Origin of the sequence: Enterobacter sp. V89_11, assembly GCF_029967775.1 — a bacterium.
GTDB classification, from domain to species: Bacteria; Pseudomonadota; Gammaproteobacteria; order Enterobacterales; family Enterobacteriaceae; genus Enterobacter; species Enterobacter ludwigii.
The window spans coordinates 191893-214027 of the sequence record NZ_JASCAN010000024.1 but is presented as its reverse complement, the minus strand read 5'-3'; the positions used below and the strand labels follow the sequence as shown (position 1 = coordinate 214027).

Annotated in this window: 24 protein-coding genes; 18 read left to right on the top strand and 6 right to left on the bottom strand. The window is 53.9% G+C overall.

What is annotated here, in order from left to right:
• Positions 1-95 precede the first annotated feature (95 nt).
• Positions 96-365 carry a DUF1435 domain-containing protein gene (locus QLG09_RS18400; protein WP_063214213.1) on the bottom strand — a complete coding sequence of 90 codons (270 nt, stop codon included), beginning with the start codon at positions 363-365 and terminating at the stop codon, positions 96-98.
• Positions 366-580: 215 nt separating this feature from the next.
• On the opposite strand from QLG09_RS18400, the gene QLG09_RS18395 reads away from it, so the two are divergent.
• Entirely contained in the window at positions 581-1645 is a 1065-nt protein-coding gene (locus QLG09_RS18395; RefSeq protein WP_282489261.1) for a GGDEF domain-containing protein, read from the top strand.
• 94 nt (positions 1646-1739) lie between these two features.
• Entirely contained in the window at positions 1740-2528 is a 789-nt protein-coding gene (gene fhuF / locus QLG09_RS18390; protein WP_020885292.1) for a siderophore-iron reductase FhuF, read from the top strand.
• A gap of 47 nt (positions 2529-2575) precedes the next feature.
• On the opposite strand, the gene QLG09_RS18385 is transcribed toward fhuF, so the two are convergent.
• A complete protein-coding gene (locus QLG09_RS18385; RefSeq protein ID WP_025205610.1) occupies positions 2576-3922 on the bottom strand; it encodes a PTS sugar transporter subunit IIC in 1347 nt (448 codons plus the stop codon).
• Between the two features lie 328 nt (positions 3923-4250).
• Between QLG09_RS18385 and QLG09_RS18380 the strand changes: the two genes are divergently transcribed.
• Positions 4251-4709: a YbaK/EbsC family protein gene (locus QLG09_RS18380; protein WP_032679578.1), complete on the top strand. Its 459-nt coding sequence runs from the start codon at positions 4251-4253 to the stop codon at positions 4707-4709.
• A gap of 38 nt (positions 4710-4747) precedes the next feature.
• Here QLG09_RS18380 and bglJ read toward each other — a convergent pair whose 3' ends face one another.
• Both bglJ and QLG09_RS18370 read right to left on the bottom strand, forming a co-directional pair.
• Complete coding sequence (gene bglJ, locus QLG09_RS18375; RefSeq protein ID WP_032670772.1) at positions 4748-5383, bottom strand: DNA-binding transcriptional activator BglJ; 636 nt, start codon at positions 5381-5383, stop codon at positions 4748-4750.
• Positions 5380-6117, bottom strand: coding sequence for a LuxR C-terminal-related transcriptional regulator (locus QLG09_RS18370; RefSeq protein ID WP_014168509.1), 738 nt, complete (start codon positions 6115-6117; stop codon positions 5380-5382). Before QLG09_RS18370 ends, bglJ begins: the two co-directional genes overlap by 4 nt.
• A gap of 411 nt (positions 6118-6528) precedes the next feature.
• Here QLG09_RS18370 and QLG09_RS18365 point away from each other — a divergent pair, with 411 nt between their 5' ends.
• From QLG09_RS18365 to QLG09_RS18305, 13 genes are all read left to right on the top strand, one after another.
• Positions 6529-7305, top strand: coding sequence for a threonine/serine exporter ThrE family protein (locus QLG09_RS18365; RefSeq protein ID WP_014168508.1), 777 nt, complete (start codon positions 6529-6531; stop codon positions 7303-7305).
• A complete protein-coding gene (locus QLG09_RS18360; RefSeq protein WP_014168507.1) occupies positions 7296-7769 on the top strand; it encodes a threonine/serine exporter in 474 nt (157 codons plus the stop codon). Before QLG09_RS18365 ends, QLG09_RS18360 begins: the two co-directional genes overlap by 10 nt.
• A 67-nt stretch (positions 7770-7836) precedes the next feature.
• Positions 7837-8478 carry a TetR family transcriptional regulator gene (locus QLG09_RS18355; protein WP_282489259.1) on the top strand — a complete coding sequence of 214 codons (642 nt, stop codon included), beginning with the start codon at positions 7837-7839 and terminating at the stop codon, positions 8476-8478.
• Positions 8479-8519: 41 nt separating this feature from the next.
• The gene (locus tag QLG09_RS18350; RefSeq protein ID WP_014168505.1) at positions 8520-8972 is read left to right on the top strand and encodes a MarR family transcriptional regulator; all 453 of its coding nucleotides are present in this window, start codon (positions 8520-8522) and stop codon (positions 8970-8972) included.
• Positions 8973-9056: 84 nt separating this feature from the next.
• Positions 9057-9485 carry an organic hydroperoxide resistance protein gene (locus QLG09_RS18345; RefSeq protein ID WP_006174091.1) on the top strand — a complete coding sequence of 143 codons (429 nt, stop codon included), beginning with the start codon at positions 9057-9059 and terminating at the stop codon, positions 9483-9485.
• A 148-nt stretch (positions 9486-9633) separates the two neighbouring features.
• The gene (dnaT, locus tag QLG09_RS18340) at positions 9634-10179 is read left to right on the top strand and encodes a primosomal protein DnaT (protein ID WP_025205613.1); all 546 of its coding nucleotides are present in this window, start codon (positions 9634-9636) and stop codon (positions 10177-10179) included.
• Positions 10176-10913: a DNA replication protein DnaC gene (gene dnaC, locus QLG09_RS18335; RefSeq protein ID WP_282489257.1), complete on the top strand. Its 738-nt coding sequence runs from the start codon at positions 10176-10178 to the stop codon at positions 10911-10913. The genes dnaT and dnaC overlap by 4 nt, the downstream gene beginning before the upstream one ends.
• An 85-nt stretch (positions 10914-10998) precedes the next feature.
• Positions 10999-11481 carry a DUF2501 domain-containing protein gene (locus QLG09_RS18330; RefSeq protein WP_020885299.1) on the top strand — a complete coding sequence of 161 codons (483 nt, stop codon included), beginning with the start codon at positions 10999-11001 and terminating at the stop codon, positions 11479-11481.
• Positions 11482-11750: 269 nt separating this feature from the next.
• Entirely contained in the window at positions 11751-14042 is a 2292-nt protein-coding gene (opgB, locus tag QLG09_RS18325; RefSeq protein WP_014168500.1) for a phosphatidylglycerol--membrane-oligosaccharide glycerophosphotransferase, read from the top strand.
• A 261-nt stretch (positions 14043-14303) separates the two neighbouring features.
• Positions 14304-14843, top strand: a complete 540-nt coding sequence (locus QLG09_RS18320) for a helix-turn-helix transcriptional regulator (RefSeq protein ID WP_040018564.1) — start codon at positions 14304-14306, stop codon at positions 14841-14843.
• Between the two features lie 270 nt (positions 14844-15113).
• Positions 15114-15854, top strand: a complete 741-nt coding sequence (locus tag QLG09_RS18315; RefSeq protein WP_032679574.1) for a winged helix-turn-helix domain-containing protein — start codon at positions 15114-15116, stop codon at positions 15852-15854.
• Position 15855: 1 nt separating this feature from the next.
• Positions 15856-16329, top strand: coding sequence for a hypothetical protein (locus tag QLG09_RS18310; RefSeq protein WP_020885303.1), 474 nt, complete (start codon positions 15856-15858; stop codon positions 16327-16329).
• 29 nt (positions 16330-16358) lie between these two features.
• Positions 16359-16865, top strand: a complete 507-nt coding sequence (locus QLG09_RS18305) for a GNAT family N-acetyltransferase (RefSeq protein ID WP_025205617.1) — start codon at positions 16359-16361, stop codon at positions 16863-16865.
• A 68-nt stretch (positions 16866-16933) separates the two neighbouring features.
• Here QLG09_RS18305 and tsr read toward each other — a convergent pair whose 3' ends face one another.
• Together tsr and hpaR are read right to left on the bottom strand one after the other, a co-directional pair.
• On the bottom strand, positions 16934-18598 hold the full coding sequence (tsr, locus tag QLG09_RS18300) for a methyl-accepting chemotaxis protein (protein WP_032682055.1): 1665 nt from the start codon (positions 18596-18598) through the stop codon (positions 16934-16936).
• An 85-nt stretch (positions 18599-18683) separates the two neighbouring features.
• Positions 18684-19124: a homoprotocatechuate degradation operon regulator HpaR gene (hpaR, locus tag QLG09_RS18295; RefSeq protein WP_014168494.1), complete on the bottom strand. Its 441-nt coding sequence runs from the start codon at positions 19122-19124 to the stop codon at positions 18684-18686.
• 269 nt (positions 19125-19393) lie between these two features.
• On the opposite strand from hpaR, the gene hpaG reads away from it, so the two are divergent.
• Positions 19394-20671, top strand: coding sequence for a 4-hydroxyphenylacetate degradation bifunctional isomerase/decarboxylase (gene hpaG, locus QLG09_RS18290; protein ID WP_047743339.1), 1278 nt, complete (start codon positions 19394-19396; stop codon positions 20669-20671).
• Positions 20668-22134 carry a 5-carboxymethyl-2-hydroxymuconate semialdehyde dehydrogenase gene (gene hpaE, locus QLG09_RS18285; RefSeq protein WP_282489254.1) on the top strand — a complete coding sequence of 489 codons (1467 nt, stop codon included), beginning with the start codon at positions 20668-20670 and terminating at the stop codon, positions 22132-22134. The genes hpaG and hpaE overlap by 4 nt, the downstream gene beginning before the upstream one ends.
• The last annotated feature ends 1 nt before the right edge of the window (position 22135 follow it).

Below are 22135 nucleotides of genomic sequence, written 5' to 3'. Positions count from 1 at the left end.
TTCAGGTGTTAGTGTCCTTACGGACGTGGGGGTTCAAGTCCCCCCCCTCGCACCAATTATCTTACATCCTTTCTGACGTTCTTCTCGCTTTCCGCTTATTTCAAACTCATCAGTATCACCAGAATTCCACTGACCAGTGCTACGCATGACGGCAGTAACACAAAGTGGCGCAGCTGTTTATGCCAGATCATCCCTGACGTCACTAACAGTCCTGACACAATGAGCGCTTTCCAGACATCAATGGAGAGATCGGCAAACATCAGACCGCCAAGAATCGCCCCCGGCAGTAACACTCCCCAACCACTTCCCAGCGCCCTGTTCAACATGGTTCGCCCTCTCACATTGATAATGATAACCAATATCATATGATATCAATTATCATTTGTCAGCACGATTAATCAAAAACTCTTCCCCTTTACCTTTCCTGTAATGACAGGAAATGCCTAAGGTGATAAATTGCTCACCTGTTAACTAGACCTAAAGATTTTCTGATAATTACTCTTTGAGTTTTTTGCATCTTTCATTGCGAAACAACACCTATTTACCTGTTTTAATTAAATATTAATAAAAACGCACTACTATGACATCACAATCCTGGCGGTCTTTGGTCCACAGTAAATATCAATTATCGTTACGTTTATTTTTATTTCTGAACGCGACCTCTGCTGTGTTCTCGGTAACAAACCCGCTCTATTCTATTCGCCTGTTATCAGTCCCCCTGATTTCTATTTTTGTTATCAGCACCGGGCTGCTCGTCTGGCACTGGAAAAAGAGAACCCGCAAGGTAAATATTCCTGCCGTTTCAGCGATCTTCGGTATTTTATGGGCGTGGCAGGTGGCCTCAAAATTTTCGTTAATTACCCACGATCAGGCGACCTATTTGATCATGGCATTATTAACGGTACTGTTTATTGGTACGCTGGCCTTCGCCAGTAATATCAAAGCATTTACGCTGCACTCCTTCCCCACCTTTATTGTCTGCCTGTGGTTAAGTAATCATGATATATGGCTGAGAATGACCTATTCTTTCGCACTTCCTGTGGTAGCAATTGCGATTCATAACATTTTGCAAAGACGTAACGATCGCTTCGCGCAGGAACTGCTCTCCCGTTTGCTGGAGGAGCGTGAGACCCTCACCGATCTGAGCATGATGGACCCGCTTACCGGCCTTTATAACCGTCGCGGACTGCAAAGCCGGCTGGAGAATCTTCCGGCAGTGGAGAACGGCGAGCACTTTGTCCTGCTGATGGATATCGACCACTTTAAAGCCTACAACGACCACTACGGCCATATGATGGGCGACAAGGCGCTGATCCGGGTCTCTGCTGCCATCCGTGATGCCGTGCGTTCACGTGATATTGTGGCGCGCTTCGGCGGGGAAGAATTTATGGTTCTGCTGACCAATATTTCTCTCGAGCATGCCCGCCAGACGGCAGAGCGGATCCGCCAGAAAGTCTACGATTTAAAAATCCCGCATATGTTCAATGAAAGCGTGGCGACAAACGTCACCATCAGCATTGGAATTGCCATTTTTGAGGATGAAAACGCCGAAGGTGCACTGGAGAAAGCGGACAAAGCCCTCTACGAAGCAAAGCATATGGGGCGCAATAACATCCTGCTGAGCGAAGAGCTTCAGACCGCGTAAGCGCGGCGTCATATAACGCGGACAAAAGTCTTGCCATCGGTATGAGCAATAGTTAGGATTGGCAATCATTATCATTTAGATTTGTATCTCTACTATGGCCACTCATACCGCACAAATCGTTGAACCCCTTCTCTGGAGAGCCCGCCTCCCCACCGGGAATGTTTCGCTTGCGGATGCCATCAGGGATAAGATCGCTAAAACCCGCGCCCACCTGCTGGACTTTATCAGGCTGGATGAAGCGCACCCGCACCACGCCATGACGCTGGAAGAGTGGCGACAGCCGTCGACACTGCAGTCGTTGCTGGCAACCTATTCCGACCATATCTATCGCAATCAACCGACCCTTACGCGGGAAAACAAACCCCTGCTCTCCCTCTGGGCGCAGTGGTATATCGGGCTGATGGTGCCCCCGCTCATGCTGGCGCTGCTCACTCAAAAGGGCATGCTGGAACTCTCCCCGGAATATTTTCATGTCGAGTTCCACGAGACCGGCCGTGCGGCCTGTTTCTGGATTGATCTCCACGAAGACCAGAACGCGGAGCACCTCTCTGCTCAGGAACGTATGGAGCAGCTCATAACTCGCGCCCTGATCCCGGTAGTGGATGCGCTGGAAGAGACGGGGGAAATCAACGGGAAGCTTATCTGGAGCAATACCGGGTATTTAATCCACTGGTATTTGACGGAAATGAAACCTCTGCTCGGTGATGAGAAGGTCGAGGCCCTGCGCCAGTCCTGTTTCTTTGCAAAACAGCTTTCCGATGGCCGCGATAACCCGTTATTCCGCACCGTGGTCCTTCGTGACGGGCTTCTGGTTCGTCGCACCTGCTGCCAGCGTTATCGCCTGCCGGACGTTCAGCAGTGTGGAGATTGTACGCTCAAGTAAGGTCAGGTGTTGCCGGGCCGCATCAACGCTGACCCGGCATCCGTTTCTCACGCTACCTGCTGATTTTCCTCTTCCGCATTACGTTGCGCTTCTTCCGCTTCCTGCTCCAGCAACTGCTTCTCGTACACTTTAAAGAACGGGAAGTAGATGATGGCCGATACGCACGCCAGGACCACCACCAGAATGGCTGCACGGAAATCCCAGCCCAGCGCCCATGCGGCACCTACCGGTGCAGGTGCCGTCCACGGCACAACGGAGATCACGCGGCCAATCAAATCGAACTTCATCGCCGACCAGGCCAGCACGGCGTTAACCATGGGTGCCAGCAGGAACGGAATAAAGAACACCGGGTTCATGACAATCGGCGTACCGAAAATAACGGGTTCGTTGATGTTAAAGAGGCTTGGCACCACGCTCAGGCGGCCGATAGAACGCAGATGAGCGGAGCGGCTGCGCAGGTAGCAGAACACCAGCCCCATCGTGGCACCTGACCCCCCGATGACGATAAAGAATGTCCAGAACGCTTCCATAAAAATATGCGGCAGCGGCTGGCTGGCGGCCAGCGCGGTCTGGTTAGCGCCCAGGTTGGTCAGCCAGAACATCTGCAACATCCCGGAGACAATCGCGGCGCCGTGAATCCCGGCGAACCACAGCAAATGCCCAATCAACACCGCCAGCAGGATTGCCGGCAGGGAGTCTGCGGCTGAAACCAGCGGTTTGAAAACAGACATAATCGCCTGCGGAATCAGCATGCCAAACTCAGACTGAATCACCAGACTCAGCGGGTAGAGCGTCAACACCACCACCAGCACCGGGATCAACAGGTCAAAGGAGTTTTTGATCATCGGCGGAACCTGGTCCGGCAGACGGATCCCGATGTTATGCGCTTTCAGAAAACGCATCATCTCAACGCAGTAGATAGCCACCAGAATCGCGGTAAAAATGCCAGTCCCACCGAGGCTGTCGACCGGAAGCGTGCCTTTGGTTTTCGGTGCCGCGACCAGCAGAAACGCCATCAGCGATAGCATGGCGCACATGAACGGGTCTAACTGATGCGATTTGACATAGTGTTTGCCAAGGTTATAGGCAATGGCCGCGCAGATATACAGGGACATAACGCCCATGGTCATATCAAACGGCGTGAGGATCTGACCTTCAAATTGCTTCGCCATGTCCAGCCAGGCGCGCGCGAAACCCCAGGTGGTATCAGGCGAAAACGGTGGATACGCGAAGACGAGTAAAAATGAACCCACAATCATGAACGGCATCGCGGAGATAAAGCCATCACGAATAGCCATAACATGACGCTGGGAGGAGATCCGCCCGGCAATCGGGCTGACGTAATTTTCTACAAAACGAAATATCAGATTAAACGCAGCATGGTTGGCAGACATAGCAGATCTCCTTTCAGACGTTTATGACGGGCGCATACACGCCATACGTTGGTCCATACATCACCTTCACAACCTTGCCGGCGCGTTTACCAGCGGTACTGCTCAGACGGAATGGTTTCATATTTAGCTCTTATTATTGGATACAGGGGACGTTACATAGTCAGTATTAATCTCTCACTCACGGTCTGCAACCGGTTACTGTAACCGGTTTCTGTGAATGTGAAGGCGATCCAGAAATCGGCCGTGTGGGATATTTGTTACTGAAGAGATATTTACAGAGCATAAATTCTTATGACAGATTACGCGGGATATTTGTCAGGAGGAAACAATGAGTTTGCAGTCTGTACAGCAGTTTTTTGCCGACAACGCTCCGGATATAGAGGTTATTGAACTTAGCCAGAGTACCGCAACCGTTGCGTTGGCTGCTGCCGCCCATCGTGTTGAGCCGGGACAAATCGCCAAGACGCTGTCGTTGAAGGTTAAAAATGACATCATTCTGGTGGTCGCGAAAGGTGATGCGCGTCTGGATAATAAAAAACTGAAAGACACGTTTGGCGCAAAAGCACGCATGCTCAGTTGTGATGAAGTGGTCACCATCACGGGTCATCCTGTTGGCGGCGTGTGCCCGTTTGGGCTGGAAAATCCGCTCGCGGTTTATTGCGATATTTCACTGAAACAGTATGCTGAAGTGCTGCCGGCCGCGGGTGCAATTCACAGTGCCGTGCGTATTTCACCAGACAGAATGGCAGAACTGACGTCCGCAAAATGGGTAGATGTTTGCATCTGAATGAGGCGCCAGAGCCTGTCTGGCGCACAGATATCAGTTTATAAAAATGTCGGCTGGCTTAATACTGATGTTCGCGGATCCCGGGCCGGAAGATGAGTCAGAATATCTGCCGCATCAAGCAGTCCCACGTCAGAATTGACCCCAAGCTTCACCATCGCATTAAACTTGTGCGCCCGGATGGTCTTAATATTGCGCTCAAGCTGCGCGGCGATTTCAGGAATAGAAAACCCGCAGGACATATACCGCAAAATCGCCCGCTCCGTTGGGCTTAACATCCTGTTTTGACTCTTGTACCAGTGGTTGAGCATATTGTCATTGATGTGCAGCGTTTCACTCAGCAACACCAGCAGTTCCTCCTGCAGGCGGTCGAGCGACACCGATTTACTGACGACACCGTGAAGGCGTGAAGGGGAAAGATGGCTGATTAACCGCGCTTCCATTTCATCTGCCGCCAGGATGATGCGCTGAATATGATTATGCGTAAATGCGAGATCCCGCAGGGATGCCAGGCAGTTTCGACGCTCTTCTCGCGCATCAGAAAGTGAATAGATCAGCGAGAAAAAAGAGACATGAGGAAGCGCCTTCTTAAAGCAGTCAAACTCACTGAACATGTGCAGTTGATAATGGCTGAGCGTGGGCAGCGCAAACAGGTGCTCCAGCCCGACGGCACTCATCGCGCAATTTTCGATGACGGCAATATGTCTTGTTGAACCGGTTTTATCCATTCCTCGAACTCTCCATAGGCTGACATTAAACTCAGCTCTCTCAATCCCTGAGTACTGTTGATCCAGGCGTACAGATCGGCATTACTCCGTAATGACAACCGTCGCATCGCACTGTTTTTCTGTGCACTGATCGTTTTATTGCTCTTCTTGAGCAAAGTGGCAATTTGGTTAATCCCCCAGCCCTTGCCTAACAGACGCAATACCTTGCGTTCAGAGTGGGTGAGCGCAATGACGCGGTCGTCTTCATCATCGTTACAGGCAGGCTCGGGCGTTAATAACGTCTGGCTTATCCGCTCTGCCCGTTCACTGCCTGCACGGATGGCGTTAATTACGCCTTCTATCGGCTCCATATCAGAAAGCAACGTGCTTTCCGGACGCATCAGCAGCTCAACGGCAATAGGGTAAAGCGGCCGGGAGACTAAAAAAATCCAGTGAATATCCCGATATTGATTTAATAAACCGTAATATTCTTCGAGCGTGCCCCGGGGATTCCTGTATTCACCTGAAATATCAGCGATAATGACGTCTGCACGCCGTAACTGCAGCAGGGTTAATTCCTGCAGCGAACGGCAAAACGTTAAATCAAAATCGGCAAAATGGCGTGTCATCACGCCCCCCAACCCGTTTTGCATTACGGGTATCCTGCTAATGACGACGCCATGTTTACCATTCAATGACGACATAGACCCTCCGTGTCCATTTTCATATGATGAGTAACGTTAAAACGCATCAAGGTATAAGTGTATTCGTCCCTGAGTGTAAAACTGATTAATACAAGCAGAAGATGAGATGTGTGCTTCATTTAAGAAATGCCTAAAACAGCGGTAATATCTCACAAAGCACAGATAAATTTAATTATAAAGGCCTTAAAATAATTAAAATATAAACTTAGTAAAACTAAATATAAATATCTTATATTTCTCAATTAATAATTCATCATATTTATGGCCCAAAACCGCATCCCGCCGCCAGACAGCCCGCAACTGTTTGCATAAATCTTGATCTGACCCACAGCTAGAGGCACTGCAGTTTGTGCTAAAAGTAAGCATGACGGGCCAACAGGCAAGCTATTCACCTTCTCTTCAGGACATGACATGCAGGCAGATCGATCAACGCAGCGTGCCATCACGCGGCTCTGTATTCAGTGCGGTCTTTTTCTGCTCCAGCACGGGGCGGAAAGCGCGCTGGTCGAGGAACTCTCCACCCGGTTGGGGCTGGCGCTGGGTATGGATAGCGTTGAGAGCGCCATTTCATCCAATGCTATCGTGTTGACCACCATAAAAGACGGTCAGTGCCTGACCTCCACCCGCAAAAACCACGACCGCGGCATCAATATGCACGTTGTAACCGAGGTCCAGCATATCGTCATTCTTGCTGAGCATAAGCTTCTCGACCTGCACGACATTGAAAAACGGTTCAACCAGATTAAGCCCTTACGTTATCCCCGCTGGCTGGTGGTGTTAATGGTCGGGCTGTCCTGCGCCTGTTTTTGTAAGCTCAACAAAGGCGGCTGGGACGGCGCGGTCATCACCTTTTTCGCCAGCAGCATCGCCATGTACGTGCGCCAGCTCCTGACGCACCGCCAACTCCACCCGCAAATTAATTTCTGCATTACCGCTTTTGTCGCCACCACGGTTTCTGGCCTGCTGCTTCGTCTGCCGCAGTTTGCCAACACGCCGACGATTGCCATGGCGGCCAGCGTGCTTCTGCTGGTGCCCGGCTTCCCGTTGATTAACGCCGTAGCCGATATGTTTAAGGGTCATATCAATACCGGTCTGGCACGCTGGGCGATTGCCAGCCTGCTGACGCTTGCAACCTGCATTGGTGTGGTAATGGCCATGACACTCTGGGGGTTACGCGGATGGGCATGATCGATTTTCTGCTGGCGCTGGCGCAGGATATGCTGCTGGCCGCGATCCCTGCCGTCGGTTTTGCGATGGTCTTTAACGTTCCGCAACGCGCGCTACCGTGGTGCGCGCTGTTGGGTGCTATTGGTCATGGCTCGCGAATGGTGATGATGACGGCGGGATTCAACATTGAATGGTCAACATTTATGGCCTCAATGCTGGTCGGTAGCATCGGCATTCAGTGGTCGCGCTGGTATCTGGCGCATCCCAAGGTGTTCACCGTCGCCGCCGTTATCCCGATGTTCCCCGGCATATCTGCCTATACGGCCATGATTTCCGCGGTAAAAATCAGCCATTTCGGCTACACCGAACCTCAAATGATCCTCCTTCTGAGCAACTTTCTTAAGGCCTCGTCCATTGTCGGTGCGCTCTCTATCGGACTGTCGATCCCCGGACTGTGGCTGTACCGCAAACGTCCACGGGTTTGAGATTTGTGTTATTACGCTGCCGTGAGGATAATCACTCCAATCCGTTTGGTGACGATAAGGAAAGGATGTGGCTAACCCAGGCAGCGAACTCCCCGAGCAAAATGAAGAATCCAGCCTGAAAGAGAAAATCTTTCAGAGCGCTATCACGCTGTTTGCCGAATACGGGTTGAACGGTGCCCGCATGGAACAAATTGCGGAGAAAGCCGGCACCACCAAACGCATGGTTGTTTACCACTTCAAAAACAAAGAGAACCTGTATCTTCTCGTACTGGAGTATGTTTACACCCAGATCCGCGCCAGTGAACAGGCGCTCAGCCTGGCGGGAATGCCCCCTGTCGAAGCGCTGGTTCATCTGGTTGAAGCCACCTTTGACTACCATGCCGACCACCCGGATTACATCCGCATTATCTGCATGGAAAACATGCAGCGTGGCCGTTTTATGCAGCAGTCCAGCTACCTCCGCCAGGTCAACCGCAGCGCACTTGATCTGCTGGAAGCGATCCTCCGTCGCGGGAAAGAAAAGCAGTTGTTCAATCAGACGGTTGAAGCCCGCGATCTGCATCGTTTGATCAGCAGTTTCAGCTTCCACTACGTTGCCAACAGCTACACCTTCACCCTGCTGTTTGAAGAGGGTGCGGACGAACAGGCACAGCGCCAGCACTACCGCAAAATGGCCGTTCAGGTGGCGCTCCGCTATACCTGCCCATAAAATAGCTTGCAATTAAATCGTACACTATCTATATTCATCTCATGAACGCGAAAACGAACGACACGACCGCTGCGCTCCTGCTGGATAACCAGCTCTGCTTTGCTCTCTATTCAGCAAATCTGGCGCTGAACAAGTTGTACCGGCAACTGCTGGCACCGCTGAACCTGACTTACCCGCAATACCTGGTGATGCTGGTGCTGTGGGAGCAGGATGACATTACGGTGTCGGACATCGGTGAACGGTTGTTCCTTGACTCAGCCACGTTGACGCCGCTGTTGAAGCGTCTGGAAAGTGCGGGGCTGATAAACCGCCACCGCTCACGTAAAGACGAGCGTCAGGTCGCCGTCACCCTGAGCGATGCGGGACGTCATCTCCAGCAGCAGGCTTCCGGGATCCCCCATGCAGTGGGATGCGCCGCCCAGTGTGATACTGAGACCATGCTGTCACTTAAGCAGCAGCTGGAACGTTTGCGACAACAGATCCAACGCGCGTAAGGCTATACTTTACGCGTATTTATTTACCCATATATATCGCACGCTATTTAATAGCACACATTAATGTAAGATGAGGAATCTGCCATGTCTTTAGAAAAAGTTGTCTACACTGCCAAAGCAAAAGCAACCGGAGGCCGTGATGGCCGTGCGACCTCTTCCGATGGCGTACTGGACGTTAAACTCGGCGTGCCAAAAGAGATGGGCGGCATGGGCGGTGACGTCACCAACCCTGAGCAGCTGTTTGCTGCCGGCTACTCTGCCTGCTTCCTGGGTGCCATGAAGTTTGTAGCCGCTCGCGACAAATTTACCCTGCCGAAAGAGGCCTTTATTGAAGGCGAAGTGGGGATTGGGCCGCTGCCAACCGGTTTTGGTATCGAAGCAAAACTGAACATCCACGTTGAAGGTATGGATCCTGCAGAAGCCAAAAAACTGGTCGATGCAGCACACATTGTGTGTCCGTACTCTAACGCGACCCGCGGTAACATCGACGTAACGCTGAACATTATCGCCTGATAACTGCCTGATGGCGTTACGCTTATCAGGCCAGCTGTTGTCGCCCCGGCAGGCATCGCGCCGCCGGGGAAAACCCCTCCTTCCCTTCCCGCTCTCTGTGCTACCATAAGCCCATATCACGCCCGTAGTTATCAGTAGAGTAAGCGTTATGTCCTCCAGAATTCTGACCACCAGCATTGCTGGTATTGATGCCTTTATGCGCGATCCCCGCGGTGTGCTGACCCACGCCGAAGGCGGCACGGTTGCGGTATTTGCTGACAACGCTCCGGCGTTTTATGCCATCACACCGGAACGTCTGGCACAGCTTCTGGAGATTGAAGCGCAGTTGTCCCGCCCGGCGAGCGACGTAACCCTCGATAACCAGTTCTTTGACGAGCCGGTTAACGTCCCCATGGCCGTTCCCATGGGAAAATTTGCCCTGTATGCGGGCTGGCAACCTGATGCGGATTTTCAACGGCAGGCGGCATTGTGGGGCATAGCGTTAACGCAACCGGCTACCCCCGAAGAGCTGGCCGCGTTTACCGCCTGGTGGCAGGCGGAAGGCAAAGTATTCACCCATATTCAGTGGCAACAGAAGCTTGCGCGTCATCTGCAAATTAATCGCGCCAGCAATAACGGCCAGCCAAAACGTGATATCAACGCGTTTTCCGAACCGGATAAACAGATCCCTAATGGATTCCGAGGTGCGAAATGAAGAACGTCGGCGACCTGATGAAACGTCTGCAAAAGATGATGCCAGCCAATGTGAAGCCCGCCTTCACGACGGGTGAAGAACTCCTGGCATGGCAAAAAGAGCAGGGTAAGATCCGCGCCGCCGCGCTGGCCCGCGAAAACCGGGCGATGAAAATGCAGCGCACCTTTAACCGTTCCGGTATTCGCCCCCTGCACCAGAACTGCTCATTTGATAACTATAAAATTGAGAGCAACGGGCAGATGAATGCACTCGCTGCCGCGCGTCAGTACGTGGATGAATTCGACGGCAATATCGCCAGCTTCATTTTTAGCGGCAAGCCTGGCACGGGGAAAAACCACCTGGCGGCCGCTATCTGTAACGAGCTGCTGCTGCGCGGGAAATCGGTGCTGATCATCACCGTGGCCGATATCATGTCCGCCATGAAAGACACCTTCAGCAACCGCGAAACCAGCGAAGAGCAACTGCTTAACGACCTGAGTAATGTCGATTTACTGGTTATTGATGAGATTGGCGTCCAGACCGAATCCCGCTATGAAAAAGTGATCATTAACCAGATTGTCGATCGCCGCTCTTCCTCCAAACGCCCCACCGGCATGCTGACTAACCACAACATCGACGAAATGACCCGCTTGCTGGGCGAACGCGTCATGGATCGCATGAAGCTCGGGAACAGTCTGTATGTCATCTTCGACTGGGAAAGTTACCGCAGCCGTGTCACCGGTAAAGAGTATTAAGATATTTCCAGGAAAGACCGGTGGCCCGGAGGTATATACTGACTCCACTTTCGCCCCAAAACGGACCTTTTTTGAGTAAGCCATTATGAAAAAACAGTTTCTTTTCAGCACCGTATTAGGCGCCCTGCTGGTTACCGGCGCGGCACAGGCCGCATCCTGGCAGGATTCGCTGTCCAGCGCAGCGAGCGAACTGACCAAAGAGAGCAGCAGCACCCAGGGCGGGCTGTCAGCCTCTTCCCTTACCGGCCTGCTGGGTAACAGCACCCAGAGCCTGAGCGCAGGCACAATGAACAATGCCGCGGGGATTCTGGAATATTGCGCGAAGCAAAAACTGGCCTCCGTGACCGACGCGCAAAACGTGAAAAATCAGGTGCTGGGCAAACTCGGTCTGGATACACAGGAGCAGAAACAGGACACCAACTATATGGATGGTATTCAGGGCCTGCTGAATGCGCAAAACGGTCAACAGCTCAACCTGAGCACCATCGGCAACTCCTCGCTGGCGAAACAGGTGAAAACCAAAGCCTGCGATCTGGTGCTGAAACAAGGCGTTAATTTCATCTCCTGATCCCCGCCTGTATTGCCATTACACGCCGCGTTTAAGACGTTACTCTTTTAACGCGGCGTTAAAGCCGTCTTTTTCCTGCCTGCCACCGTCTGAGCGTCCGTATGTCAGGATGCGACCCCCTTCAAAAAAACGATTTTCTAAACCAAATCCTAACAACAGCACACTTTCGTGACACTAAAATTGCAGCTACACGACAACGCAATTACATTGTATAACCCAAAAAATAATCAGTTAGCCAGCTAAGCGCCTGGCGTCATGAGGATAGACTGTTGTCAGAGTTAATGTCCCTTGTCCTTTTTCTGGCCTCTGTCGGCGTTTACGCCTGCAAAGCGGGCCGTAACACCTGGTGGTTTATCGCCACGCTGGTGGTGCTCGGCATTTTTATTATTTTAAACATTACCTTATACGCCAGCGATTACTTTACCGGTGACGGCATTAACGATGCGGTGCTCTACACGCTGACGAATAGCCTGACGGGCGCGGGCGTGGGTAAATACATTCTTCCCGGGCTTGGGCTGATTGCGGCGCTGGTGATTATTTTTGGTGCCCTGGCCTGGGTGCTGCGCCGCCGTCGACATCTTCCGCATCATGGCGGCTACAGCCTGCTGGCACTCTGTCTGGCGCTGGCGTCCGTGGATGCCAGCCCGGCATTTCATCAGATAACCGAGCTGGTAAAGTCACAGTCGCGCGACGGCGACCCGGATTTCATGGCCTGGTATAAAGAGCCGTCCAAAAAAATAGCCAACCCGAAGCTTAACCTGGTGTATATCTACGGCGAGAGTCTGGAACGCACCTGGTTTGATAACAATGCTTTCCCGAACCTGACGCCGGAGCTGGGCGCGCTGAAAAACGAAAGCCTTGATTTCAGCCATACCGCGCAGCTGCCCGGTACGGATTACACCATCGCCGGGATGGTTGCCTCGCAGTGCGGTATCCCGCTCTTCGCCCCCTTTGAGGGTAATGCCTCGGCCTCAATGTCGAGCTTCTTCCCGCAGAACGTTTGCCTCGGCGATATCCTGAAAAACTCCGGCTACGAAAACTACTTCGTACAGGGGGCTAACCTGCGCTTTGCCGGAAAAGATGTGTTCCTGAAATCCCACGGTTTTGACCATCTGTATGGCTCAGAAGAGTTAAAAACGACCGTTGCCGACCCGCATTACCGCAACGACTGGGGCTTTTACGATGACACGGTACTGGACGAAACCTGGAAAAAGTTCGAGGAACTGTCCCGCGCCGGCAAGCGTTTCTCCCTCTTTGCCCTGACGGTAGATACCCACCATCCGGACGGGTTTGTCTCGCGCACCTGTAAGCGCAAACGCTATGAGATTGACGGCAAAAACAACACGTCGTTCAGCGCGGTAACCTGCAGCCAGGAGCATATCGCCGCTCTGGTCGAGAAAATCAAAGCCTCGCCGTATTTTAAAAACACGGTCATCGTCGTCTCATCTGACCATCTGGCGATGAAAAACAGCGCCTGGGATCAGCTCAGCAAACAGGATCGCAGCAATCTGTTCTTCATTCTGCGCGGCGACCAGCCACAACAGGACGTGATCGCCACCAAACGCAACTCCATGGATAACGGCGCAACCGTGCTGGACATTCTGGGCGGGGATAACTTTATTGGCCTTGGCCGCAGTACGCTCTCGGGGCAGTCGCTGTCGGAAGTGTTCCTCAACATGAAGGAGAAAATCCTTGCGTGGAAGCCGGACATCATCCGCCTGTGGAACTTCCCGAAAGAGATGAAAGACTTCACCATCGATCAGGATAAAAACACGATTGCCTTCTCCGGCAGCCATTTCCGTCTGCCGCTGCTGCTGCGCGTGTCGGATACGCGCGTCGAACCGCTGCCGGAAAGCGAATACTCTGCGCCGCTGCGTTTCCAGCTGGCCGACTTCGCCCCTCGCGATAATTTTGTCTGGGTCGACAGGTGCTACAAAATGGGCCAGCTCTGGTCCCAGCCACTGGCTCTCTCAACCGACTGGTGCGTTTCTCAGGGACAGCTTGGCGGGGAGCAAACCGTGCAGCATGTCGATAAAGCGCAGTGGAAAGGCAAAACCGCATTCAACGATACGGTCATCGATACCGCGCGCTATCAGCGAAATGTCGACATGCTGAAGATCGTGGATAACGATATTCGCTATAAAGCAGACAGCTTTATCTTCAACGTGGCCGGGGCACCGGAAGAGGTCAAACAGTTCAGCGGCATCTCGCGTCCAGAATCCTGGGGGCGCTGGTCTAATGCGCAGCTGGGCAGTGAAGTGAAGATTGAGTACGCGCATCCTCTGCCTGAAAAATTCGACCTGGTGATCACCGCCCGGGCCTATGGTCCAAACGCGAACCGTCCCATCCCGGTTCGCGTGGGCGATAAAGAGCAAACGCTGACGCTGGGAAATGACGTCACCACCACCACGCTGCATTTTGATAATCCTTCCCGCAGCAATACGCTGGTGATTGTTCCGCCGGACCCGCAGCCGACGAATGAGGGAAATATTCTTGGCCATTCACCGCGCGAGCTCGGCATCGGGATGGTAGAGATTAAAATTGTCAGTAAAGAGAGCTGATCCCTTCTGCGCCCGGCGTTCTGTCGGGCGCTTTATGTAAATATATAATCCTATAAAACCATTAAAAATAAGACATAGACACCATATATCTCTCATTTCTATTTATAAATTCACCAGAAAGAAATCATATCTCAGAATGTGTAACTCCTTACACCCTGAGAGAGTTACCCACTTTTTATCATGCTAACCGGCCATACGTTCGAATCCACCCTGGCACAGCGCAGCGGAGTACGACCAGCGCTACCAGGGGAAAAAACCCTGATGCCGCAGACACTGAATGCCGACTATAAGGTCATCGTTTTAAGCGGCAATGCCTTCTTGTGGCTGGGCCTGAAGACGTTCATCTCGCAGAGTGTGGACCCCTGCCCTGAAATTTTCTGGATTAACGACGTGAGCCCTGAGGGGATCCTGCCCCTGCGGCAACTGATGTTGAATATCCGCGTCAAAAAAGGGTGGCTGGTATTCACCGATGCGTCCCGCGTCAACGATATTAAAATCATTCTGGGGGGTGAGCGTGTCCACGTGGTGGCGGGAAACCTGTCACTCGCGCAACTCAGCCGCTGTTTTCAGAACACGCCGTTCGCAAGCGTAAAAAACGCCACGCTCACCTGCCAGGAGCTTCGGGTTTGCATGCTGTTCCGCAACGGGTTCAGCCCGGTTCGCATCGCGCAGATCCTGAATAAATCCCCGAAAACGATCTATACCCACAAGCGTAACGCGATGAACAAATTTCACTGCCAGAACCTGGCGGAATTCCATCGCAAACTCTTCCTGCTCGACTACCCGGCATCGTGTTTGTAACTGCACGGCTAAGCACGTCGGGAAATAAGATCATGCGGCGTCATCTTCCCTGTCTCATTCTCTGGCTGTTGATGCTGGCGCTGCTGTCTCGCTATGCCCTTCCCGCCACGTTGGGATGACGTGGTAATCCGACTGCACGAGTAAATTGCCTTAAATCTTGTCTGGATCAATGTTATCGGTAACAATGGCGCTAAAATAGCCAGCGTGTTATGTCCGACAAGGCACAGCCTTATCTTCTTTTTTGTTATTTTTTCTGTATTACAATAACTTATGAAATACCTGCTTGCTGACGCCATCGTCTATAACGACGAAGACGGTTCTGTTTCTCTTATCAATGCACCCGATCTGGACAGACAAATCCTCACCTGTACCGCCAACGCCATCATGAAGCTGCTGGTTCAGCATCACGGAAACGTCGTCGAACGTGACACCTTTCTGAGTGATGTCTGGGATCAACGTGGGCTCCAGGGGTCCAACAATTCGTTAAATCAATACATCAGTATTGTGCGCAAAATGCTGTCGAGCCTGCTGCCCGACACCCTGTTTATCGTCACCGTGCCGAAAACGGGCTTTATGCTCAGTGCTGATATCGCGGTAACGCCCCTGGAGGACGATTTTCCCGTCGTGGAGTCGGTCCCGGCCTCACGACGCATTCAGCCAGAATGGCTATTCTGCGGTGTACTCACGCTGATGGTCGTGGCGCTGTGCATCGGCGCCTGTTTGACGAAACAGGCGCACCAGTACAGTGACACTCATCTGCTCACCCACATTGGCACCTGTCCGGTCTACACCTTCGCCCCGCTGGCAGATGTGTTTCACACTAAGGCCATGGCGCTGGCGCAGACGCTTCAGCGCGAAGGTAATCTGCCCTGCCTGAAAAACTCTATTTTCTATATGCACATCCAGAGAACACTTTTCTACGGCCACGAAGGGCGGCTGGTCCTTTCCCAGTGTTCTCTCACGGACGGTAAAGCCAGCGCCTGCCGAACGCTTTACTTTTACGAGTGGTGATATGAAACAAAAAAAAGTGTGGCTTATTTTGGCGCTCAATCTGTTGCTGATTGGCGTGACGCTGGCGTGGTACGTCTACACGCCTCCGCTGTCCGGAACCTGTGCAGGAAACCTGACATTTTCAGCCCGACATGACGATCATGATTTCTCCTTTGAAGGGGAGGTTACGCTGCGCTTTCAGCCCGACAACACAGGGTACCTTACGCTTAACGGCGACGTGGTTAACGAGCCACATCACTGGGATGTTTCCCGCCAGGAGATGTTTACGTGGCGGCACGTTGAGGGCTCACTCTATGAAATATTCATACAAAGCGTGGCGCGCTTTAGCCATGACACCCTGCCACCGGGGGTCTTTGAAAAGTACGTCGCCGGCCTGACGCCGGGGAACAAAAGACTCCTGAAGATTGAACGCACGCCGGAAGACGCGCTGGTGATCAGCAATTTCTATGCGCCGGTCCTGATTTGTTCAGAATAGGCGCGGCTGGTCGGGGTATACTTTCCGCCATGAATATTCTCTTTCGACCGACGACGCCCAAAGATGTTGCTGCCCTGCCCGCCATCGAGCGCGCGGCAGGCGAACGTTTTCGGGACGTCCCCGAACTGGCCTGGCTTGCAGACGGCGACGTCATTTGCGCGGAACATCATCTTGATTACGCGAAACGCGGGTTAAGCTGGCTGGCGCTGGCAAACGACCTGCCCGTCGGGTTTATCCTTGCAGAAGCCCATCCGTCATCGCTGTTTATTGTCGAACTCTCGGTTCATCGGGAGTGGCAGGGAAGAGGAATAGGTCGGCGACTTATCGCCTGCGCCGCAGACCATGCCCGCACGCTGGGGCTGACATCGCTGACGCTGACCACCTTTTGCGAGGTGCCGTGGAATGCGCCGTTTTATGCGCGACTCGGGTTTGAAACGGTGACGATGCTAACGCCTGAACTGCGTCAGAAAAGAGAGGAAGAAGCGGCGCACGGTTTCGCGTATGACTCCCGCTGTGCCATGCGCCTGCCTCTGTGATATCGGCCTGCAAAACGCCCCATTACAGGCCGGGTCAGGCGTAGCCGCCCCCCGGCACTGTGGCAGGATTAAAACGTTTCCCAGTTTTCGCCCGCATCGGTGGTCGCGGCTTTACGCGCCATCATAGGGGCTGCAGCGGTTTTCGCTGAAGCCTGCTCGCGGGCTTTCATCTGCTCCTGCTGAATGCGGAACACGGCCACGGCCTGAGTCAGACGGCTCGCCTGCTCTTCCAGTGCCGCCGCCGCCGCGGCAGACTCTTCCACCAGCGAGGCGTTCTGCTGGGTCACGCGATCCATCTCAGCCACCGCCAGACCCACCTGATCGATACCGCGGCTCTGCTCATCAGACGCAGAGGCGATTTCGCCCATGATGTCCGTCACGCGGGTTACCGCATTAACGATTTCACCCATGGTTTCGCCGGCGCTTTCTACCAGGGTAGACCCGACTTCCACGCGGCCAACAGAGTCTTCAATCAGGCTCTTGATCTCACGTGCTGCCTGGGCGCTGCGCTGTGCCAGGTTACGGACTTCACCCGCAACAACGGCAAATCCGCGGCCCTGCTCGCCCGCACGTGCCGCTTCTACCGCGGCGTTCAGTGCCAGGATGTTGGTCTGGAACGCGATGCCGTCGATCACGCTGATAATGTCGGCAATTTTCTGCGAACTGCCCGCGATGTCACGCATGGTTTGCACCACGTTATCCACCACTTTACCGCCCTTCTGCGCGGTTTCGGACGCGCTCAGCGCCAGGTTGCTCGCCTGACGGGCGTTCTCGGCGTTCTGCTTAACGGTCGCCGTCAGCTGCTCCATGCTGGCAGCGGTCTCTTCCAGGGATGCGGCCTGCTGTTCCGTACGGGAAGAGAGATCGTTGTTACCCATCGCGATTTCACTCGCGCCGCTGTAGATGGCATTAGCACCGTTACGCACATCACCAACGGTACGGACCAGCTCGCCCTGCATATGACGCAGCGAGTCGGCCAGTTCACCCATCTCGTTAGCGCCCTGCACCTCGATGCGCTTCACCAGATCGCCGCTGGCGATATGACGAATGTTGTCGATAAGACGGGTAAGTGGCGAAATCAGCGCCTGCTTGATACCCAGCCACACGGCCACGATCACCACCAGCACCGCAATCAGTACGCTAATCAGCACCCAGATTGCCTGGCTGTAGGAGCTATTGCTGTTTTCCACCGCCATCTGATACAGCTTGTCGTTCTGCTGCAGATAGTTCACGTACTGCTTCTCAAAACCATCCTGATAGCTCTGGGTAGGTTGATCGAAGAAGGCGTTGATTTTGCCCGCGCCCAGCAGCTGGATCAGCTCCGCCAGTGCACCGTGGTAGATATCGTAGTTACGCTTGATCTCCGTCGCGTCGGCGTCGTTTTGACGCGGATCGCGTGGCAGGGCTTCGTATTCAGCCCAGTTTTTTTCTGCCTGTTTCAGAGAAGCCGCCGCAATTTGCATCAGATCGTTCACGGTCGCGCCGCTGCCGATATTGCTCTGATCCATCATGTAGCGGATACCCGCACGGTTCAGGGTATTACGGGTTTGCAGCAGGGCAACCCAGCTGGCGTTCAGCGTGGACTGTTGCTGGCGAATGGTTTGCAGGACGGTGAAATTCTCTTTGTCATGCTTGAGGGCATTGAAGAAAAGACCACCGGATGTGAGTTGTAAAAGGCCAAATATCGCTAATACCAGCATTAAGCTGGTGACAATCTTGATACGGTTTAACATGTTTTCGCTTTCCATCAGACAGATAACAGGATTTTCGGCCTGGAAAGGGAAAACTTTACGAAAATCATCCTTAAATTTGTGGTTTTTACTCTTCTTCGCGCGCTGTGATATGCCGGTTCCCCAGTTCAATAAACTCTTCCAGCAGCGCTGTCAGCTGTTGCATCTTCGCCGGCGTATATTCGGCCTCGATTTGCTGATACGCCTCTTCCACCTGCGCCTGGGCACGCTCGTATAGCCTGTTCCCCTCTTTGGTCAGCGACACGTACAGCTTGCGCTGATCGTTTACGGGCTTAAGGCGCAGCACCAGACCGTCACGCTCCATGCGCGTCAGAATGCCCGTCAGGCTGGGACGCAAGATACAGGTGCGAAACGCCAGATCGTGAAAATCCATCGACGGATGTTCGGCCAGCACGCGCACGATGCGCCACTGCTGCTCGGTCAGGTTATGCCGTTTCACAATTGGGCGGAAGTAAGACATCGCCGCTTCCCGCGCCTGTAACAGGGCGATAGTTAATGAATCATGCATAGCCTCTCCCGGTAATCATTAACACATGAACAATTCAGTTCTGCTGGTTTTACACACAACGCGTTTTACGACAAAAAGTCTAACAGAAACAAGCCTGATATTTTAACGCAATGATAAATATAGCCTTTAATCTCTTTATGTAAATTTATTGTTATTCATATCACAAATTATTCACTTCTGGTTGCGAAATAAACAGCAAAGGCATACAACCTGATCATTAACATATTAATGAAATCACAGGCCGGACGTCCGGCCTGAGGAGTAAGTGAATGAAAGGTACTGTTTTTGCCGTAGCGCTGAACCACCAGAGCCAGCGCGATGCCTGGCGCGACGCGTTTGAAAAAGCCCCCTACAACACGCCGCCAAAAACCGCCGTGTGGTTTATCAAACCGCATAACACCGTGATCCGCACGGGCGACCCCATTCCCTTCCCGCAGGGAGAAACCGTGTTAAGCGGTGCCACGGTTGCGCTGGTTGTGGGCAAAACGGCGCGTAACGTTCCCGTGGACGAGGCGGCGGAGTTCATCGCCGGTTACGCGCTTGCCAACGAAGTGAGCCTGCCGGAAGAGAGTTTTTATCGCCCGGCGATCAAGGCCAAATGCCGTGACGGCTTTTGTCCGCTGGGAGAGCTGGCCGCCGTCGACCACGTTGATAACCTGACCATCGTCACCGAAATTAACGGCCGGGAAGCGGACCACTGGAACACCGCTGACCTGCAGCGCAATGCCGCCGAACTGCTGAGCGCCCTGAGCGAGTTCGCCACCCTCAGTCCGGGCGATGCCATTCTGCTCGGCACCCCACACTCGCGCGTCCCGCTGCAGCCGGGCGATCGCGTACGCATTCTGGCGAAAGGCTTCCCGTCCCTGGAAAACCCGGTGGTTGATGAACGCGAGGTCGCCCATGCGCAAGGCCCACATCCGCACGCCACGCTGTTCGCGCTTGGTCTGAACTACGCCGATCACGCCAGCGAGCTGGCGTTTACGCCGCCAACGGAACCGCTGGTGTTTATCAAAGCCCCCAACACCGTGACCGGCGATAACCAGACCTCGGTCCGCCCGAACAACATTGAGTACATGCACTACGAGGCGGAGCTGGTGGTGGTCATCGGCAAAACGGCGCACAAGGTCAGTGAGCGCGAGGCGATGGACTATGTCGCGGGCTATACCGTCTGCAACGATTACGCCATCCGTGACTACCTGGAAAACTACTACCGCCCGAACCTGCGGGTGAAAAGCCGCGACGGGTTGACCCCCCTCAGCCCGCATATCGTGCCGAAAGAGGCCATTCCCGACCCGCATAACTTAACCCTGCGCACCTTCGTGAACGGTGAATTGCGCCAGCAAGGGACCACTGCCGATCTGATCTTCAGCATCCCGTTTCTGATTGCCTATCTCAGCGAGTTTATGACCCTGCAGCCCGGCGACATGATTGCCACCGGCACGCCAAAGGGTCTGTCTGACGTACAGCCTGGCGACGAAGTGGTCGTGGAAGTAGAGGGCGTGGGCCGCCTGGTGAACCGCATTGTCAGTGAGGAGACTGCAAAATGAAAAAAATAAACCATTGGATTAACGGTAAAAACGTCGCAGGAAGTGATTACTTCCACACCACTAACCCGGCCACCGGAGAGGTGCTGGCGGAGGTCGCGTCCGGCGGTGAAGCTGAAATTCATCAGGCCGTGGCGGCGGCCAAAGAGGCATTCCCGACGTGGGCTAACCTGCCGATGAAAGAGCGCGCACGCCTGATGCGTCGCCTCGGGGATCTTATCGATCAACACGTTCCGGAGATTGCGGCCCTCGAGACCGCCGACACCGGCCTGCCGATCCACCAGACCAAAAACGTGCTTATACCACGCGCGTCGCACAACTTCGCGTTCTTCGCCGAAGTGTGCCAGCAGATGAACGGTAAAACCTACCCGGTCGACGACAAGATGCTCAACTACACCCTGGTGCAGCCGGTGGGGGTCTGCGCGCTGGTGTCGCCGTGGAACGTGCCGTTTATGACCGCCACCTGGAAGGTTGCGCCGTGCCTGGCGCTGGGCAACACCGCGGTGCTGAAGATGTCTGAGCTCTCCCCGCTGACCGCCGACCGTCTGGGCGAGCTGGCGCTGGAGGCCGGTATTCCGGCGGGCGTGCTGAACGTGGTGCAGGGCTATGGCACAACGGCGGGCGATGCGCTGGTACGTCACCACGACGTGCGCGCCGTCTCCTTTACCGGCGGCACCGCCACCGGGCGCAACATCATGAAAAACGCCGGACTGAAGAAATACTCCATGGAGCTGGGAGGGAAATCTCCGGTGCTGATTTTTGAAGATGCGGATATCGAACGCGCGCTGGATGCCGCCCTGTTCACCATCTTCTCCATCAACGGCGAGCGTTGCACCGCTGGCTCACGCATTTTCATTCAGCAGAGCATCTACCCGGAATTCGTCAGGCGCTTTGCCGAGCGCGCGAACCGTCTGCGCGTGGGTGACCCGACCGATCCGAACACTCAGGTTGGCGCGCTGATCAGCCAGCAGCACTGGGAAAAAGTCTCCGGCTATATCCGTCTTGGCATTGAAGAAGGCGCGACCCTGCTGGCGGGCGGCCCTGACAAACCCACCGATCTGCCTGCTCACCTGAAAAACGGCAACTTCCTGCGCCCGACCGTGCTGGCAGACGTCGACAACCGGATGCGCGTGGCCCAGGAAGAGATTTTCGGTCCGGTTGCCTGCCTGCTGCCGTTTAAGGACGAAGCCGAAGGGCTGCGTCTGGCTAACGACGTGGAGTACGGCCTGGCGTCATACATCTGGACCCAGGACGTCAGCAAAGTGCTGCGCCTGGCGCGCAATATCGAAGCCGGAATGGTGTTTGTAAACACCCAGAACGTGCGCGACCTGCGTCAGCCGTTTGGCGGCGTGAAGGCTTCCGGTACCGGGCGCGAAGGGGGCGAATACAGCTTCGAGGTGTTCGCTGAAATGAAAAACGTCTGCATCTCCATGGGCGACCATCCGATTCCAAAATGGGGGATCTGAG

Bases quoted from the DNA above. Each gene is read 5' to 3' on its own strand.
- QLG09_RS18330 (WP_020885299.1), top strand. From the start codon at position 10,999: ATGAAAAAACAGTTTCTTTTCAGCACCGTATTAGGCGCCCTGCTGGTT.
- QLG09_RS18400 (WP_063214213.1), bottom strand. From the start codon at position 365: ATGATATTGGTTATCATTATCAATGTGAGAGGGCGAACCATGTTGAAC.
- QLG09_RS18310 (WP_020885303.1), top strand. From the start codon at position 15,856: ATGAAACAAAAAAAAGTGTGGCTTATTTTGGCGCTCAATCTGTTGCTG.
- dnaC (WP_282489257.1), top strand. From the start codon at position 10,176: ATGAAGAACGTCGGCGACCTGATGAAACGTCTGCAAAAGATGATGCCA.
- QLG09_RS18345 (WP_006174091.1), top strand. From the start codon at position 9,057: ATGTCTTTAGAAAAAGTTGTCTACACTGCCAAAGCAAAAGCAACCGGA.
- QLG09_RS18360 (WP_014168507.1), top strand. From the start codon at position 7,296: ATGGGCATGATCGATTTTCTGCTGGCGCTGGCGCAGGATATGCTGCTG.
- QLG09_RS18385 (WP_025205610.1), bottom strand. From the start codon at position 3,922: ATGTCTGCCAACCATGCTGCGTTTAATCTGATATTTCGTTTTGTAGAA.
- QLG09_RS18315 (WP_032679574.1), top strand. From the start codon at position 15,114: ATGAAATACCTGCTTGCTGACGCCATCGTCTATAACGACGAAGACGGT.
- hpaR (WP_014168494.1), bottom strand. From the start codon at position 19,124: ATGCATGATTCATTAACTATCGCCCTGTTACAGGCGCGGGAAGCGGCG.
- QLG09_RS18320 (WP_040018564.1), top strand. From the start codon at position 14,304: ATGCCGCAGACACTGAATGCCGACTATAAGGTCATCGTTTTAAGCGGC.
- hpaG (WP_047743339.1), top strand. From the start codon at position 19,394: ATGAAAGGTACTGTTTTTGCCGTAGCGCTGAACCACCAGAGCCAGCGC.
- QLG09_RS18365 (WP_014168508.1), top strand. From the start codon at position 6,529: ATGCAGGCAGATCGATCAACGCAGCGTGCCATCACGCGGCTCTGTATT.
- fhuF (WP_020885292.1), top strand. From the start codon at position 1,740: ATGGCCACTCATACCGCACAAATCGTTGAACCCCTTCTCTGGAGAGCC.
- QLG09_RS18305 (WP_025205617.1), top strand. From the start codon at position 16,359: ATGAATATTCTCTTTCGACCGACGACGCCCAAAGATGTTGCTGCCCTG.
- QLG09_RS18350 (WP_014168505.1), top strand. From the start codon at position 8,520: ATGAACGCGAAAACGAACGACACGACCGCTGCGCTCCTGCTGGATAAC.
- QLG09_RS18370 (WP_014168509.1), bottom strand. From the start codon at position 6,117: ATGTCGTCATTGAATGGTAAACATGGCGTCGTCATTAGCAGGATACCC.
- dnaT (WP_025205613.1), top strand. From the start codon at position 9,634: ATGTCCTCCAGAATTCTGACCACCAGCATTGCTGGTATTGATGCCTTT.
- bglJ (WP_032670772.1), bottom strand. From the start codon at position 5,383: ATGAGTGCCGTCGGGCTGGAGCACCTGTTTGCGCTGCCCACGCTCAGC.
- QLG09_RS18380 (WP_032679578.1), top strand. From the start codon at position 4,251: ATGAGTTTGCAGTCTGTACAGCAGTTTTTTGCCGACAACGCTCCGGAT.
- tsr (WP_032682055.1), bottom strand. From the start codon at position 18,598: ATGTTAAACCGTATCAAGATTGTCACCAGCTTAATGCTGGTATTAGCG.
- hpaE (WP_282489254.1), top strand. From the start codon at position 20,668: ATGAAAAAAATAAACCATTGGATTAACGGTAAAAACGTCGCAGGAAGT.
- QLG09_RS18395 (WP_282489261.1), top strand. From the start codon at position 581: ATGACATCACAATCCTGGCGGTCTTTGGTCCACAGTAAATATCAATTA.